Source organism: Streptomyces spectabilis, from assembly GCF_008704795.1.
GTDB lineage: Bacteria > Actinomycetota > Actinomycetes > Streptomycetales > Streptomycetaceae > Streptomyces > Streptomyces spectabilis.
In genome coordinates, this window is record NZ_CP023690.1 from 3,264,100 (window position 1) to 3,278,817 (window position 14,718).

At 72.5% G+C, this 14,718-nt stretch carries 8 protein-coding genes; 3 read left to right on the forward strand and 5 right to left on the reverse strand.

Translation table 11 applies throughout. The annotated features are described in order from the left end of the window. Positions 1–61: 61 nt before the first annotated feature. From CP982_RS14200 to CP982_RS14210, 3 genes are read right to left on the reverse strand one after another with little or no spacing between them, the layout of a single operon-like run. The gene (locus tag CP982_RS14200; protein WP_150510868.1) at positions 62–835 is read right to left on the reverse strand and encodes an ABC transporter ATP-binding protein; all 774 of its coding nucleotides are present in this window, start codon (positions 833–835) and stop codon (positions 62–64) included. A 6-nt stretch (positions 836–841) separates the two neighbouring features. Beyond that, the gene (locus CP982_RS14205) at positions 842–1,915 is read right to left on the reverse strand and encodes a FecCD family ABC transporter permease (protein ID WP_150510869.1); all 1,074 of its coding nucleotides are present in this window, start codon (positions 1,913–1,915) and stop codon (positions 842–844) included. 2 nt (positions 1,916–1,917) lie between these two features. Further along, positions 1,918–2,979 carry an ABC transporter substrate-binding protein gene (locus tag CP982_RS14210; RefSeq protein ID WP_184924994.1) on the reverse strand — a complete coding sequence of 354 codons (1,062 nt, stop codon included), beginning with the start codon at positions 2,977–2,979 and terminating at the stop codon, positions 1,918–1,920. A 233-nt stretch (positions 2,980–3,212) separates the two neighbouring features. Between CP982_RS14210 and msrA the strand changes: the two genes are divergently transcribed. Beyond that, entirely contained in the window at positions 3,213–3,761 is a 549-nt protein-coding gene (gene msrA, locus CP982_RS14215) for a peptide-methionine (S)-S-oxide reductase MsrA (protein ID WP_150510870.1), read from the forward strand. Positions 3,762–3,837: 76 nt separating this feature from the next. Here msrA and CP982_RS14220 read toward each other — a convergent pair whose 3' ends face one another. After that, positions 3,838–5,157, reverse strand: a complete 1,320-nt coding sequence (locus CP982_RS14220) for an acyltransferase domain-containing protein (RefSeq protein WP_150510871.1) — start codon at positions 5,155–5,157, stop codon at positions 3,838–3,840. Between the two features lie 222 nt (positions 5,158–5,379). On the opposite strand from CP982_RS14220, the gene CP982_RS14225 reads away from it, so the two are divergent. Continuing rightward, on the forward strand, positions 5,380–6,771 hold the full coding sequence (locus CP982_RS14225) for a PucR family transcriptional regulator (RefSeq protein WP_150510872.1): 1,392 nt from the start codon (positions 5,380–5,382) through the stop codon (positions 6,769–6,771). Next, a complete protein-coding gene (locus CP982_RS14230) occupies positions 6,768–13,163 on the forward strand; it encodes a type I polyketide synthase (RefSeq protein ID WP_229878895.1) in 6,396 nt (2,131 codons plus the stop codon). Before CP982_RS14225 ends, CP982_RS14230 begins: the two co-directional genes overlap by 4 nt. Before the next feature lie 77 nt (positions 13,164–13,240). Here CP982_RS14230 and CP982_RS14235 read toward each other — a convergent pair whose 3' ends face one another. Further along, positions 13,241–14,446, reverse strand: a complete 1,206-nt coding sequence (locus CP982_RS14235; RefSeq protein ID WP_150510873.1) for an acyltransferase family protein — start codon at positions 14,444–14,446, stop codon at positions 13,241–13,243. Positions 14,447–14,718: the final 272 nt, after the last annotated feature.

The following is a 14,718-nucleotide window of genomic DNA, read 5'->3' on the forward strand; positions in this document are numbered from 1 at the left end:
TGCCACAGGGCCTTCACCGGATGTCCGCGCAGTGCGTGCGGCGCGGTCCCCCGTGCCCCTTTCAGGGGCGCTCCCGGTGGTCGAAGGCGATCAGCGGATCGCCGGTCAGCGGATGGTCCACGACGGCCGCCCGGACGCCGAACACCTCGGCGAGCAGCACTGGCGTGAGCACCTCGCGCGGCGGCCCGGAGGCGACGACGCGGCCGCCGTGCAGCACGTGCAGGCGGTCGCAGACGGAGGCGGCCGCGTTGAGGTCGTGCAGGGACACCAGGGTGGTGCGCCCCTTGCCGCGCAGCAGCGCGAGCAGCTCCACCTGGTGGCGCACGTCGAGGTGGTTGGTCGGCTCGTCGAGCACGAGGACGTCGGGCTCCTGGGCGAACGCGCGGGCCAGCAGGACGCGTTGCCGCTCGCCGCCGGACAGGGCCGCGAAGCGGCGCCCGGCCGCGCCGTCCATGCCGACCTCGGCGAGGGCGCGCGCGACGGTGTCCCGGTCGGCCGCGTCGTCCCCGGCGAACGCCCGCTTGTAGGGGGTGCGGCCCATCGCGACGACCTCGCGCACGGTCAGCTCGACGTCCGCGCCCCGCTCCTGCGGCAGCGCGGCGACGTGCCGGGCCGACCGGGCGGGGGTCAGCTCGCGCAGATCGGTGCCGGACAGGAGCACCCGGCCCGCGGCGGGCCGCAGATGGCGGTAGACGGTGCGCAGGAGCGTGGACTTGCCGCTGCCGTTCGGGCCGACGAGCCCGGTGATCTGCCCCTCGGCGGCGACGAGGTGCGCGCCCGCGACGACGGTGCGCCCGGCGTAGGCGACGGACAGGTCCTCGATGTCAACGCGCATGGGGTCTCAACTCCCTTCCTTCAGGCGCCGGTCGAGCAGGAACAGCAGCGCCGGAGCGCCGATCAGCGAGGTGACGACGCCGACGGGCAGCTCCTGCGCGTCCATGGCCGTCCGGCACACGATGTCGACGACGACCATGAGGACCGCGCCGCCGAGCGCGGACAGCGGCAGCAGCCTGCGGTGGTCGTCGCCCACGAGGAGGCGGCAGGTGTGCGGCACCATCAGGGCGACGAAGGCGATCGCCCCGGACACCGCCACCAGGGAGCCGGTCAGGACGCTCGTCACCACGAACAGCTCGCGGCGCAGGCGCCCCACGTCGACGCCGAGCCCGGCCGCCGTCTCGTCGCCCATCAGGAGGGCGTTGAGGCCGCGGGCCCGCGCCTGGAGCAGCACCAGGGCGGCCGGAACGGTCACCGCGGGCACGGCGATCAGCTGCCACGTGGCCCCGCTGAGGCTGCCCATGAGCCAGAAGAGCACGCTGTGCGTCTGCTGTTCGTCCCCGGCCTGGAGCACCAGATAGCTGGTGAACCCGGACAGGAACTGGCCGATCGCGACCCCGGCGAGCACGAGCCGCAGCGGTGCGAAGCCGCCGCCGCGCCGGGCCACGGCCCACACCAGGGCGAAGGTCACGAGGGCGCCCGCGAACGCCGCCCCGGAGAGCCCGAGCGCGCTGCCCGCGCCCGCCCCGAGGACGATCGCGGCGACGGCCCCGAGGGACGCGCCATTGGAGACCCCGAGGAGGTACGGGTCGGCCAGCGGGTTGCGTACGAGGGCCTGCACGGCGGTGCCGACCAGGCCGAGCCCGGCGCCGACGAGGGCGGCGAGCAGGGCGCGCGGCACCCGCAGCTGCCACACGATCAGGTCGCTGGTGCCCGGCCTGGGCGCGGCGCCGGTCAGCCTGCGCGCGACGACGCCCCACACCTCGCCCGGCGGCAGCGACGTGGAGCCCCAGGAGACGGCCGCCGTGAGCGCCGCGAGGAGGAGCAGGGCGAGGCCCGCGGCGACGGGCCACGCGGGCAGGACCCGCGCGTCGCCGTCGGCGGGGCCCGCGCGCTTGCTCGCCGTGCGCGGTGAGGCCACGGCTAGCGGACCTTGCCGGGGTGGAGGGCCTTGGCGATGCGCACCACGGTGTCGGCGTTGGAGACGCCCGCGATGGTGGTGGCCTCGGACCCGATGCGCAGGAACCTGCCCTTCTTCACCGCGCGCAGGCCCTTGGTGGCCGGGTTGCTCTCCAGCCACTTCCTGGCCTCGTCGAAGGCCTTCTCGTTGGCCGCGGCGCTGCCCCGGTTGCGGACGCCGAGCTGGATCCAGTCCGGGTTCTTGGAGACCACGTCCTCCCAGCCGACCTGCTTGAACGCGCCGTCGCAGGACGCGAAGACGTTCCGGGCGCCCGCGAGGGTGATCACCGCGTGGGCGATCTGGCGGTTGCAGACGGCGGTGGGCGCCTTGGTCCCGGCGTCGTAGTCGAAGAAGAAGTAGGTGGGCCGCTTCCGCTCGGGGACGCCGCGCACCGCCGTGCGCACGGAGGCCAGCTTCGTCCGCATGCCGTCGACGAGTTCCGCGGCCGTGCTCCGGTTGCCGGTGACGGCGCCGAGCGCGGTGATGTCCCGCTCGACGGCGGACAGGTCGGTCACGGGGCCCTCGCGGTCCTGCGCGCAGGCGGTGGACTTCAGGTAGATGTGCTTCATGCCGACCGCCTTGTACTCCTCGGGGGTCGGGGCGTCGCCCATGCCGCCGCCCATGCCGCCCATGGAGGCGAAGCTGTCGATGTACAGATCGGCGCCCGAGCCGAGCAGCTTCTCCTTGGGGATCACGGACCGGCTGAGCACCTTCACGTCGTCCGCACGCTTCCCGAGCGCCCCGGGCAGCGTGCCCTTGCCGGGCGGGAAGCCCGTACCCGCGACGCGGTCCCCGGCGCCGAGCCTGAGCAGCAGCTCCAGGGCGGCCGCGTTGCTGGTCACGATCTTCTTGGGCGCGGCGGCGAAGCTGGTCGCGTTCCCCTCGCAGTCGGTGACCCGCACCGGGAACCCCGCGGCCGCGCCGTCCCCGGCGGAGCCGTCCGCGCCGTCACCGCCACCGCCGCAGCCCGAGACCAGCAGGCCGCACACCACGGCCGCCGCACCCCACCCCGTACGCGTACGCATCTCTTGTCTCCTGGACCCGTTTCGAGGCCGGGCCTCGCGCACCGGCAGCCCAGGAGTCGCGCCGGTGGCCCGCCGGGTTCCCGGCACCTCGGCGCGGGCACGGGGCGACCGCTCCGCGCGGCCCGTGAAACCCCCGAAGTCGCCCTCCGCGAGGCGCCTTTGCACACCCACCGGAATTGTTATTCCTGCTACAATCCAGCGAAAATTCGGACCAGAGTCTGGGGAGGACTCCGATGGCCGATGAAATACCCGCAGCCGAGAATGCCGAGACCGCGACACTCGGTCCCGGCTGCTTCTGGTCCTTCGACGCGGTGATGCGCCGGACCCCCGGTGTCACATCAAGTGTCGCGGGTTTCGCGGGAGATCACGGACCCCCGCCCAACTACGAGGACTACGAACGTCACGGGCTCAATCCGCAGAAGTTCGTAGAGGCAGTAAAACTGACGTTCCAGCCGGACAAGATCTCCTTCGAGGACGTACTCACCCTGTTCTTCCAGAGCCACGATCCGACCACTCCGAACCAGAGCGGCGCGGATCGCGGAACCGTTTACCACTCGACGATCTTCTACGCCGACGAAGACCAGCGCGTGCGTTCCGAAAAGGTCATGCAGCGGGTGCGGCAGGAACTGGGGCAGAGCATCGTGACCGATCTCCGGCCCTACCAGCAGTTCTTCGAGGCCGACCCCGATCAACAGGATTTCTACAACAAGAACCGATTCCAGCCGTACTGTCGCGCGGTCATAGAACCGAAGCTCCGCAATCTCGGAATCGACGTCGACTGAGGCACGACGCCGACCGCCGCACGGGAAGGCCCTGACCGAAACGCCGGTCAGGGCCTTCAGGCCCGTGGGGGGTCCGTCACGCGAAGGCCGCCGTCCAGTCCACGGCGACGCCGTGCACATACGCCTCCGCGAGCGCGGCGAGGAACCGGGCGCCGCCGCCGTCCTCGTTGCGCAGCGTCGCCATCAGGGCCGCCGGGCGCCCGAGCTCCTCCACGATGTCCTGCATGCCGACCGTGAGCACCGGCTGGGCGCTGCACTCCACGAAGACCTCGTGGCCGTCGGCGACCAGCGAACGGACGGCGTCGTCGAACCGGACCGTCTGCCGCAGGTTCCGGTACCAGTACTCCGCGTCGAGCCCTTCGGTGTCGAGGCGCCGCCCGGTCACCGTGGAGTAGAACGGCACCCCGCCCGGCTGCGGCCGTACGCTCGCCGCCAGGTCGAGGAGGGTCTCCCGCAGGTCCTCCACGTGCGGCGAGTGCGCGGCGAAGTCCACGCCCGGCACCCGCCAGCGCATCATCCGGGCCGCCCGCAGCGCGGCGCCGAAGTCGGCCATCGCGGCCACGTCGCCCGACACCGTGAGGGTGGCGGGGCCGTTCACCGCGGCCACCGAGAGGGTGCCCTCCCAGTCGGCGAGCAGCGCGCGCACCTGGTCGCCCGGGGCGAGCACGGTCAGCATCTCGCCCCGGCCGCGGATCTTCGTCAGGGCCTGGCTGCGCAGCGCGACGATCCGCGCGGCGTCGTCGAGGGACAGGGCGCCCGCGACGTGCGCGGCCGCGATCTCGCCCTGCGAGTGGCCGACCGCCGCGCCCGGCTCCACGCCGAAGCGGCGCCACAGCCGCGCCAGGGACACCATCATCGAGAACAGCACGGGCTGCACGACGTCCACCTGGTCAAGCGGCGGGGTGCCGGGCACGCCGCGCAGCACGTCCTCCAACGACCAGTTCAGATACGGCGAGAGGGCCTTCTCGCAGTCCCGGACCGCCTCGGCGAACACGGGCGAGGCGTCGAGCAGCGCCACCGCCATGCCGGCCCACTGGGTGCCCTGGCCGGGGAACACGAACACCGGCCGGGTGCCCCCTCGGGCCCGCCGGGGCGCCTGGCCGGTGATCACGTGCGGCGCGGGCCGCTCATCGGCGAGCGCGCGCACCCCGTCGAGCAGCTCGGCGCGGTCGCGCCCGATGACCACGGCCCGGTGCTCGCCCGCGGCCCCGGCCGCCACCAGCGACCGGCCCACCTCGGCGAGCGGGGCGGCGTCCGCCGCAGGGCCCGATTCGAGCCGGGCGAGGAGGCGCGCCGCCTGGGCGCGAAGGCCCGCCGCGCTGCGCCCGGACAGCACCCATGGCACCGTGCCGGTCACTGCGCCGATGCGAAGGTCTGGTGTGGCGGGCTTGGTCACGAGCACTCCTCGTCGCTGCCAATCGGGGACCGCGCAGCGCCTGATCGCTGCCAATCGGTGGACCGTGCGGCGCACGATATCCCGCACCCCCGGAACTGCCGCCCACCGCGCGGTAATTCCGCCGGTCAGAGGCGGTTACCAGGCAGTTACCCGCCGTGGCCGAAAGCGCGTATAGGCTGCCCGCACCCAGTCGCGTCCGCTTTCCGTTAGGGAGGCTACTCGTTGTCAGGCTGCCCGACTTCGCAGGCCACTATTCCTGCGCGTCCCCAGATCACGTCCACCAGTTCCCTGCTGCATCTACTGCGCCCCGCGGACGACTCCGTACTCCATTTACCGGCGACGAATCCACTGCTGGTCGAGGAGGTAGTCGCCCGTGTCGGTTCGGGTGCGACCGGCTGGGCGATCGAGAACAGCCGCCTGCTGCTTGCCGAACTCTCCGGAGAGCCGTTCGCCCGTTTCGACCAGAAATCCCGCAGCGAAACCCGGCTCGTCGAAGCGATAGCGCTCTGGGTGGTCCTGCGGCTCAGCGGCATCAGATCCATCACCGGCGTGCTGTCCGCGGAGCTCACCCACACCATTCGGGAACGCATCTCGGACAACACGACGGTCGACCACGTCCTGCGCTATGTCCGGGCCGCGCACGCGAGTTTCACCCGTGAGCTGTTCGAGTTCCGCGACGCGGTGATCCCCGCCGAGGACCAGGCGGCGATGATGCGGTCCATTTCCTCCGATCTGTTCGAGGGAATGGAGACCCTGTCCGCCACGGTCGCCGAGAAGTTCGCCGCCGAGCGCGACCGCTGGTTCGCCGGGTCCGTGGGCGAGCGCCTTGAGCTGGTGTCCTCGATACTGAAGGGCAAGCCGGTCGACACCATGAGGGCGCTGCGCCAGCTCGGGTACGACCTGACGCTGCACCACGTCGCGCTCGTCCTGTGGCAGGACGAGATCAGCCCGGACAGCAGCCGCGACCTGGAGGCCACGGCGCTGCGCCTGCTCGACCAGGTCGGCTGCTCCTCGATGCTGATGCTGCCCGCCGGTCCCGGGCGCCTGTGGGCGTGGGGCGGCCGCGCCACCGACCGGCCGGCCGAACTGCGGCGCTCCGACAAGCCCGTGGACCTGCCCCCGCACATCCACGTCGCCTCCGGGCTCCCGGGCGACGGCGTGGCCGGCTTCCAGCGCTCCCACGAGCAGGCCGTCACCGCGGAGCGGGTCGGCGGCATCATCGAGCCAGGACCGTTCGGACTCTGCGACTACGGCGACCTGGAGCCGGTGATCCTGCTCGGCAACGACGCCGAGGCCGCCGCCGACTTCGTACGCCGCGAACTCGGCCCGCTCGCCGCCGACAACAGGTCCATGGCCGCGCTGCGCGAGACCGTGCGCTGCCTCCTCGACAACGAGCGCGGCGTCGCCATCACCGCCAAACACCTGCACATCGCGAAGAACACCGTGGTCTACCGGGTGAAGAAGGCGGAGCAACTCCTCGGGCGGTCCCTGCGCGAGGACCGCCTCCGCTTGCACCTCGCGCTGTACCTGGCGGGACGGCTCGGCACCTCGGTGCTCGCCGACCACGATCCCGCGTCAGGCCTTGAGAACTCGATTCGGGCGGTAGCCAAATGAGCGGTCAGCAGATGAACAAGGACGAGAAGCTCCTCGACTACCTCAAGTGGGTCACCGCCGACCTGCACAAGGCCCGGGCCCGGGTCGAGGAGTTGGAGGCGGGCCGCTCCGAGCCCATCGCCATCGTCGGCATGGGCTGCCGCTACCCCGGCGACGTGTCGACGCCCGACGAGCTGTGGCGCGTGGCCGCCGACGGCGTCGACGCCATCTCCGGCTTCCCCGCCGACCGCGGCTGGGACGTGGACGGCCTGTACGACCCGGACCCCGACGCCGTCGGCAAGGTCTCCGCACGCGAGGGCGGGTTCCTCAGCGACGTGAAGGGCTTCGACGCGGCGTTCTTCGGGATATCCCCGCGCGAGGCCCTCGCGATGGACCCGCAGCAGCGGCTGCTCCTGGAGACCACGTGGGAGGCCGTCGAGCGGGCCCGCATCGACCCGCGCTCGCTGCGCGGCAGCGACACCGGCGTCTTCGTCGGCGTGATGTACACGGGCTACGCGTCCGAGGTCGACGCCTCGGCCGCGGGCACCGAGGGCTACATGATGACCGGGATGCTGACCAGCGTCGCCTCCGGCCGGATCTCCTACCTCCTCGGCCTGGAGGGTCCGACGGTCACCGTGGAGACGGCCTGCTCGTCGTCGCTGGTGTCGATCCACCAGGCCGTGACGGCGCTGCGCGGCGGCGAGTGCTCGCTGGCCCTCGCGGGCGGGGCGATGGTCCTGCCGGTGCCCGACCCCTTCGTGGAGTTCTCGCGCCAGCGCGGTCTGTCTCCCGACGGCCGCTGCAAGGCGTTCGCGGCCGCCGCGGACGGCACGGGCTTCTCCGAGGGCGTCGGCGTCCTGGCCCTCGCGCGGCTCTCCGAGGCCCGGCGGCGGGGCCTTCCGGTCCTCGCGGTGATCCGGGGCACCGCCGTGAACTCCGACGGCGCCTCCAACGGCCTGACCGCGCCGAGCGGCCCGTCCCAGCAGCGCGTCATCCGCGCGGCCCTCGCCAACGCCGGGCTCTCCCCCGCCGAGGTGGACGTCGTCGACGCGCACGGCACCGGCACGATGCTCGGCGACCCGATCGAGGCCCAGGCCCTGCTCGCCACGTACGGCCAGTCCCGGCCCGACGACCAGCCGCTGCTGCTCGGCTCGTTGAAGTCGAACATCGGCCACACGCAGGCCGCCGCGGGCGTCGCAGGCGTGATCAAGATGGTCATGGCCATGCGCCACGGGGTCGTACCGCGCACCCTCCACATCGACGAGCCCACACCGGCCGTCGACTGGACCGCCGGTTCGATCGAGCTGGTCACCGAGGAGCGCCCCTGGCCGACGACCGGCCGCCCGCGCCGCGCCGCCGTCTCCTCGTTCGGCGTCAGCGGCACCAACGCCCACCTGATCGTCGAGCAGGCTCCGGTGGAGGAGCCGTCGGCGGAGGAGTCGGCCGGTTCGCTGCCGGTGGTGCCTGTGGTGGTGTCGGCGCGTTCGCCGGAGGCGTTGCGGGCGCAGGCCGAGCGGTTGGCCGCCGTGGTGGGCGCGGGGGCCGCGCCGTTGGATGTGGGGTTGTCGTCGGCGGGGTCGCGGTCGGTGTCGTTCGAGCACCGGGCGGTGGTTTTGGCGGGCGATGGTGAGGAGTTGGTGTCCGGGTTGGGGGTGCTGGCGGCTGGTGGGTCGGTGCCGGGTGTGGTGTCGGGGGTCGCGGGTGAGGGGCGTACGGCGTTCTTGTTCACGGGGCAGGGGGCTCAACGTCCGGGGATGGGGCGGGAGTTGTACGACACCTTCCCGGTGTTCGCCGCTGCCTTCGATGAGATCTGTGCCGGGTTCGAGGGGTTGCTGCCGGGGTCGTTGAAGGAGGTGGTCTTCAGCGGCGAGGGGCTGGATGAGACGGGGTGGACACAGCCCGCGCTGTTCGCCTTCGAGGTGGCGTTGTTCCGCCTTGTGGAGTCCTTCGGGGTGGTGCCGGACTTCGTGACCGGGCACTCCATCGGTGAGCTGGCGGCGGCGCATGTGGCGGGTGTTCTCAGCCTGGAGGATGCGTGCACGGTGGTGGCCGCGCGGGGCCGTCTGATGCAGGCCCTCCCGGTGGGCGGGGCGATGATCGCGGTGCAGGCGGCTGAGGCCGAGGTCCTTGAGCTGCTGGAAGGCCACGAAGCCCAGGCCGGGATCGCGGCGGTCAACGGACCGACCTCCCTGGTGGTTTCCGGGGCCGAGGATGTCGTCACGCGGATTGCGGAGGTGTTGCGGGAGCGGGGTCGTAAGACGAACCGGCTCACGGTCAGTCATGCCTTCCACTCCCCGCTGATGGAGCCGGTCCTGGAGGAGTTCGCGGCCGTCGTGAAGGGGGTGACTTTCGCGGAGCCGACGATCCCCATGGCCGCTGATACCACGCTGGTGTGTTCGGCCGGGTACTGGGTGGATCACATCCGTCAGGCGGTCCGTTTCGCCGATCATGTCGTACGGCTGCGGGAGCGGGGGGTGTCCCGGTTCCTGGAGATCGGTCCGGACGGGGTGTTGACGGCGATGGGGGCGCAGAGCGTGGAGGCGTCGTTCACGGCGTTGCAGCGCCGGGATCAGCCTCAGGTGCGGACCGCGCTGACCGGGCTCGCGCAGGTGTACGCGGCGGGGCAGGGGGTGGAGTGGGCGCGGGTGTTCGCGCACACCCCGGCGGCTCTGGTGGACCTGCCGACCTACCCCTTCCAACACCAGGACTACTGGCTCGACAGCACCTCGGCGGCCGCGCGGCACACGACCGGGCTCGGCCTGGCCGCGCCGGGGCATCCGTTCCTCACCACGGCCATCGAACTCGCCGGTGGTGAGGGCGCGGTGTTCACCGGGCGGCTCTCGCTGCACGCCCACCCCTGGCTCGACGGCCACCGCGTCGGAGGGACCGCGACGCTGCCCTCGGCCGCCCTGGTCGAGCTCGCGGTCCGCGCCGGTGACGAGACCGGCTGCTCCGGCGTCGCCGAGCTGACGGTCGACGCCCCGCTGACCGTCCCCGAGAGCGGTGGCGTCCAAGTGCAGGTGGCCATCGGCGCGGCGGGCGAGGACGCGTACCGGAGGGTCACCATCAGCTCACGGCCCGACCGGGACGACCCGGCCGCGCCGTGGCGGACGCACGCCACCGGCCTGCTCACCGAGGCGCAGCCCGCACCCCTTGTCTCCCTGGAGGCCTGGCCGCCGCCGGGCGCGACCCCGGCCGCGCTCGACGGCTTCTACCAGCGGCTCGAAGAGAAGGGGTACGCGCACGGGCCGGTGTTCCAGGGGCTGCGGGCGCTGTGGCAGCGGGACGACGACCTGTTCGCCGAGGTGGGGCTGCCCGACGACGCGGACCTGGACGCCTTCGGCCTGCACCCCGCGCTGCTCGACGCCGCGCTGCACCCGCTGCTCGCCGCGGGGCGCGACACCACGGGCCTGTCCTGGCACGGCTTCAACCTGTACGCCTCCGGGCCGCGCACGCTGCGGGTCTGGCTCAGGTCCAAGGGCGAGGACGCCTTCCGGCTTTGGCTGGCCGACGACTCGGGCGAACCGGTCGCCGAGGCCCGCGCGCTGCGGCCGGGTCCGGTGGCGCCCGCCGAGCGGCTCGGCGGGGCGGCCGGCGACTCGCTGTTCCACGTGGTCTGGTCGCCGGTCGCCCTGCCCGACCCGGAGGACCTCACGCCCACCCGCCTGGCCGTGCTCAGCGACACACCGCTGGACGGCGTCGGGCGCCGCGTCGAGAGCGTCGCGGACGCCGCGGGGGACGTCCTCGTGGCCGTACTCGACGTGCCGTCGGGGGACGACACGGTGGCGGCCGCGCACCGGAGCACCCTGCGGGCGCTCGAACTGGTCCAGGACGGTCTCGCCCTGGAGACGTCCCGGCTCGTCCTGGTCACGAGGAACGCCGTCGCCACCCACGACGGCGAGGACGTCGACCTCGGCTCGGCCCCGGTGTGGGGTCTGGTCCGGTCGGCCCAGGTCGAGAACCCCGGCCGCATCACGCTTGTCGACCTCGACGGCGACCCGGCGAGCACCGGACGCCTCGCCGCCGCGATCGCCTCGGGACACGAGCAGGTGGCACTCCGCGCGGGCCGCGCGAGCACCCCCCGCCTTGCCCGGGTGCGCCCGGCCGCCCCGGCCGCGCCGCAGCCGGAGTTGGCGCCGGGCGGCACGGTGCTGATCACGGGTGGTACCGGGGCGCTGGGTGCCTTGTTCGCCCGGCACCTGATCACCTCGTACGGTGTCGAGCACCTGGTCCTCACCAGCCGCAGAGGTGAAGAGGCGCCCGGCGCGGCGGAGTTGGCCGACGAACTGACCCGGCTCGGCGCGCGGGTGCGGATCGCAGCCTGTGACGCATCGGACCGCGAGGCCCTCAGGGCCGTCCTCGACGCCGTGCCCGCCGACCACCCCCTCACCGGCGTCGTCCACACCGCCGGCGTCATCGACGACGGCATCATCACCGCCCTCACCCCAGAACGCCTCACCACCGTCCTGCGGCCCAAGGTCGACGCCGCCTGGCACCTCCACGAACTCACCCACGACCAACCCCTCACCCTCTTCGCCCTCTTCTCCTCGGTCGCGGGTGTCATCGGGTCGCCGGGGCAGGCCAACTACTCGGCCGCCAATCTGTTCCTCGACGCGCTCGCGCAGCACCGCAGGGCGAACGGCCTCCCGGCCGACTCGCTCGCCTGGGCGGCGTGGGCGCAGGAGCACGGCATGGCGTCGCGGCTCTCCGAGGTCGACCGGAACCGGGCCACGCAGTCGGGTCTGCGGCCCATCGCGCCGGAGGAGGGCCCCGAGTTGTTCGACGCGGCGCTCGCCTCCGCGTACCCGATGACGGTGCCGATGCACCTCGACGTCACCCTGCTCGAACGGCAGCCGGGCCCGCTCTTCCCGGTGCTGCGGAGCCTGGTCCGCAGGCCGGAGCGGCGCGTGGTGACCGCGGCGGCCGCACACAGCGGGCAGCTCGCGGAGCGCCTCGCCGAGCTCGACGAGTCCGGCCGCCGTGCGCTCCTGCTCGACCTGGTGCGGGAGTCGGTGGCGGTGATCCTCGGCCACGGCAGGTCCGACGGCATCACCCCCACCACCGTCTTCACCGACCTCGGCTTCGACTCGCTCACGGCGGTCGAGCTGCGCAACCGGCTGGAGAGCGAGACGGGTCTGCGCCTGCCGCCGACCCTGCTGTTCGACCACAACACGCCCGACGCGCTGATCGACCACCTGCGCGCGGAGCTGGCCAGCCGCACGGAGGCGCCCGCCCGGTCCGCGGTGGACTTCGCGGCCGAGGTGCGGCTCGCCGACGACGTGGTCCCGGCCGACGAGGTCGTCCGGGTGGTCGCGGACCCCGGGCATGTGTTCCTCACCGGGGCGACCGGCTTCGTCGGCGGCTTCCTGCTCAGGGATCTGATGCGGTCGACGCGGGCCACCGTGCACTGCCTGGTCAGGGGCGCCGACGAGGCGGCCGCGCTCGACCGGCTCCGCACCGGTCTGACCTGGTACGGCATCTGGGACGAGATCGACCCCGACCGCCTCAGGGTGCTCCCCGGCGACCTCTCCGAGCCCCGCTTCGGCCTCGGCGCCGAGCGGTTCGACCGGCTCGCCCGCGAGGTCGACGCGGTGTACCACGCGGGCGCCACCGTCAACTGGCTGCACCCGTACCAGTCGTTGAAGGCAGCCAACGTGACCGGCACCGAGGAGGCGCTCCGGCTCGCCGCGCTGCACCGGACGGTGCCGCTGCACTACGTGTCGAGCACCGGCGTCTTCGCCAAGGCCGCGCCCGGCGGCGCCGGTCTGACCCCCGACGACCCGACCGGGCCGCCGGAGGAGCTGACCAACGGCTACCGGCAGAGCAAGTACGTCGCCGAGAAGATCATCGGGCTCGCCCAGGAGCGCGGCCTGCCCGTGTCCGTCTACCGCGCCGACGTCATCTCCGGGGCGCAGACCAACGGCGCCTGCCAGACCCGCGATTTCGTCTGGCTGAGCCTCAAGGGCAGCCTCCAGGCGCGCAAGGTGCCGACGGGCGCGAACGCGCTGTTCCCGATGGTGCCGGTGGACTACGTCAGCGCGGCCGTCCTGGAGCTGTCCCGTACGGCGGAGAGCCGGACCTTCCACCTGTTCAACCCGGTGGCGGTCAGCTTCGCCGACATGGTGACGCGGCTCCGCGCCTCCGGATACGTCCTGGACGAGGTGTCCTGGGACGACTTCGTCGCCACGGTCCGCGACGACCGGGACAACGCGCTCTTCCCCACGATCGACATCTTCCGCGCCTACATGACCGCGGGCGAGGCCCTGTACATGCGGGTGGACGTCAGCGGGACGGAGTCCGCCCTGGCCGGGACGGGCATCGACTGCCCGGAGATCGACGCCGAACTGTTCGCCACGTACACGGAGTTCTTCGCGGAAGCGGGCTACTTCCCGGCACCGCTGCGGGCCGGCTAGCCGTACCGTCCGCCGCAAGAAGGAGGGCCGGACGCGTCCACGGAACGCGTCCGGCCCTCCGGCGTGCGTGCCCTTCGTCAGTCCAGTACGCGCTCGCCCTCGGCCCGCACGGGCGGCGCGGGTCGCGCGGGCGGGGCGGCGACCGGGCGGTGGCGGCCGAAGCGTCGCATCAGCGGCCGCTCCACGCACCAGTACAGGACCGTGGCGGACGCCACGGCCGCCGCGAGCAGGGCGAGCACCAGGAGCGAGCCCGTCGCGAGGGAGAAGGTGCGCGTGGGTCCTATCCACTCGGCCACCGTCACGATGAGGATCCAGTGGACCATGTAGAAGGCGAAGGAGATCTCGCCGAGGAACACCATCGTGGGTCTGCGGAACACCGAAGCGGACTGCTGCCGGTCCGCGACCGCGGCGGCGGCGATGAGCGGCGCCGTCCACACCGTCGACACCCCGGCCGTGCCCGCCAGATACGGCAGCTTCAGGGCCAGCACATAGCCGGCGACGGCGAGCGCGAAGGCGGGCACCAGACCGATGCGCGGCCACCGGCCCGCCGCCACGATCCTGGCCAGGACCATGCCGAGGACGAATTCGAGGGCGCGGACCGGTGGGAAGAAGTACACGAACCACACCTGGTCGAAGGAGACCTCGCCGGTCAGGCCGAAGCCGATGAGCCCCGGCTGGTCGCTCACCGCGTACGTGGCGACGAGGAAAGCCCCCACGATCAGCGCGAGCACCGCGGCGAGCGCGGGCCACAGCCATTGCTCGCGCAGGCGGCGCACCACGGGGAAAAGCACCGGAAAGGCCAGATAGAAAAAGAATTCACACGCCAGCGACCAGCTCACGCCATTGACGGCGGAACTCGTCCGGATGTCCGGGAACCACGCCTGCTGCATGGTCAGGGACGCGAGCCAGTCGACGGTGCGCGTGGGCCGGTCCGTGCTGAGCACGAACAGGGCCGCGAGGCCGAAGGTGACCCAGTGCATGGGCCCGATCTTCACCAGGCGGCGGCGCCAGAACGAGGGCGTCGTGTCGCTCGGGCGCGCGGTCCAGGCGAGCACGAAGCCGCTCAGGATGAAGAAGAAGCCGACGCCGTAGGAGCCGGACAGGGCGAACGCGTCCCGGAGGTCCGCGCCCGTGTCGCCCGGAATGAACCCGGTGTACCAGACGACGTGCGTGGCGAACACCATGAGGGCCGCCACGAAGCGCAGGCCCGTGAGCGAGGGAAGGCGCGTCAGCATGCGAGCGCCCGGGAAGCCGGAAACATCCGCGAACTCGGCTGGAAACATAGGGAATTACTTTGTGATCGCGCAGGAATGGCCCGCGCTTTCCGGTAGCCTGACATGGGTGGCCTCCGTGCCGGAATCGCAAGTGGTTGGGTAGCGGAAGACTGGCACGCTTTTCCCTGCGCGCGGTCATGTCGTGGTAACGGCGCGGGCCGCACGGAATTACCGTGCGATGGGCAGCACGGCGCCTGCCAGGGGGAATTCACGGCACCCGGAAGGGAACGCGCGGAAGCGGAGGGTCCGTTCGGAACATCGGCCGATGCCCCGAGCGGACC

Bases quoted from the DNA above. Each gene is read 5' to 3' on its own strand.
- CP982_RS14235 (WP_150510873.1), bottom strand. From the start codon at position 14,446: ATGTTTCCAGCCGAGTTCGCGGATGTTTCCGGCTTCCCGGGCGCTCGC.
- CP982_RS14210 (WP_184924994.1), bottom strand. From the start codon at position 2,979: ATGCGTACGCGTACGGGGTGGGGTGCGGCGGCCGTGGTGTGCGGCCTG.
- msrA (WP_150510870.1), top strand. From the start codon at position 3,213: ATGGCCGATGAAATACCCGCAGCCGAGAATGCCGAGACCGCGACACTC.
- CP982_RS14230 (WP_229878895.1), top strand. From the start codon at position 6,768: ATGAGCGGTCAGCAGATGAACAAGGACGAGAAGCTCCTCGACTACCTC.
- CP982_RS14200 (WP_150510868.1), bottom strand. From the start codon at position 835: ATGCGCGTTGACATCGAGGACCTGTCCGTCGCCTACGCCGGGCGCACC.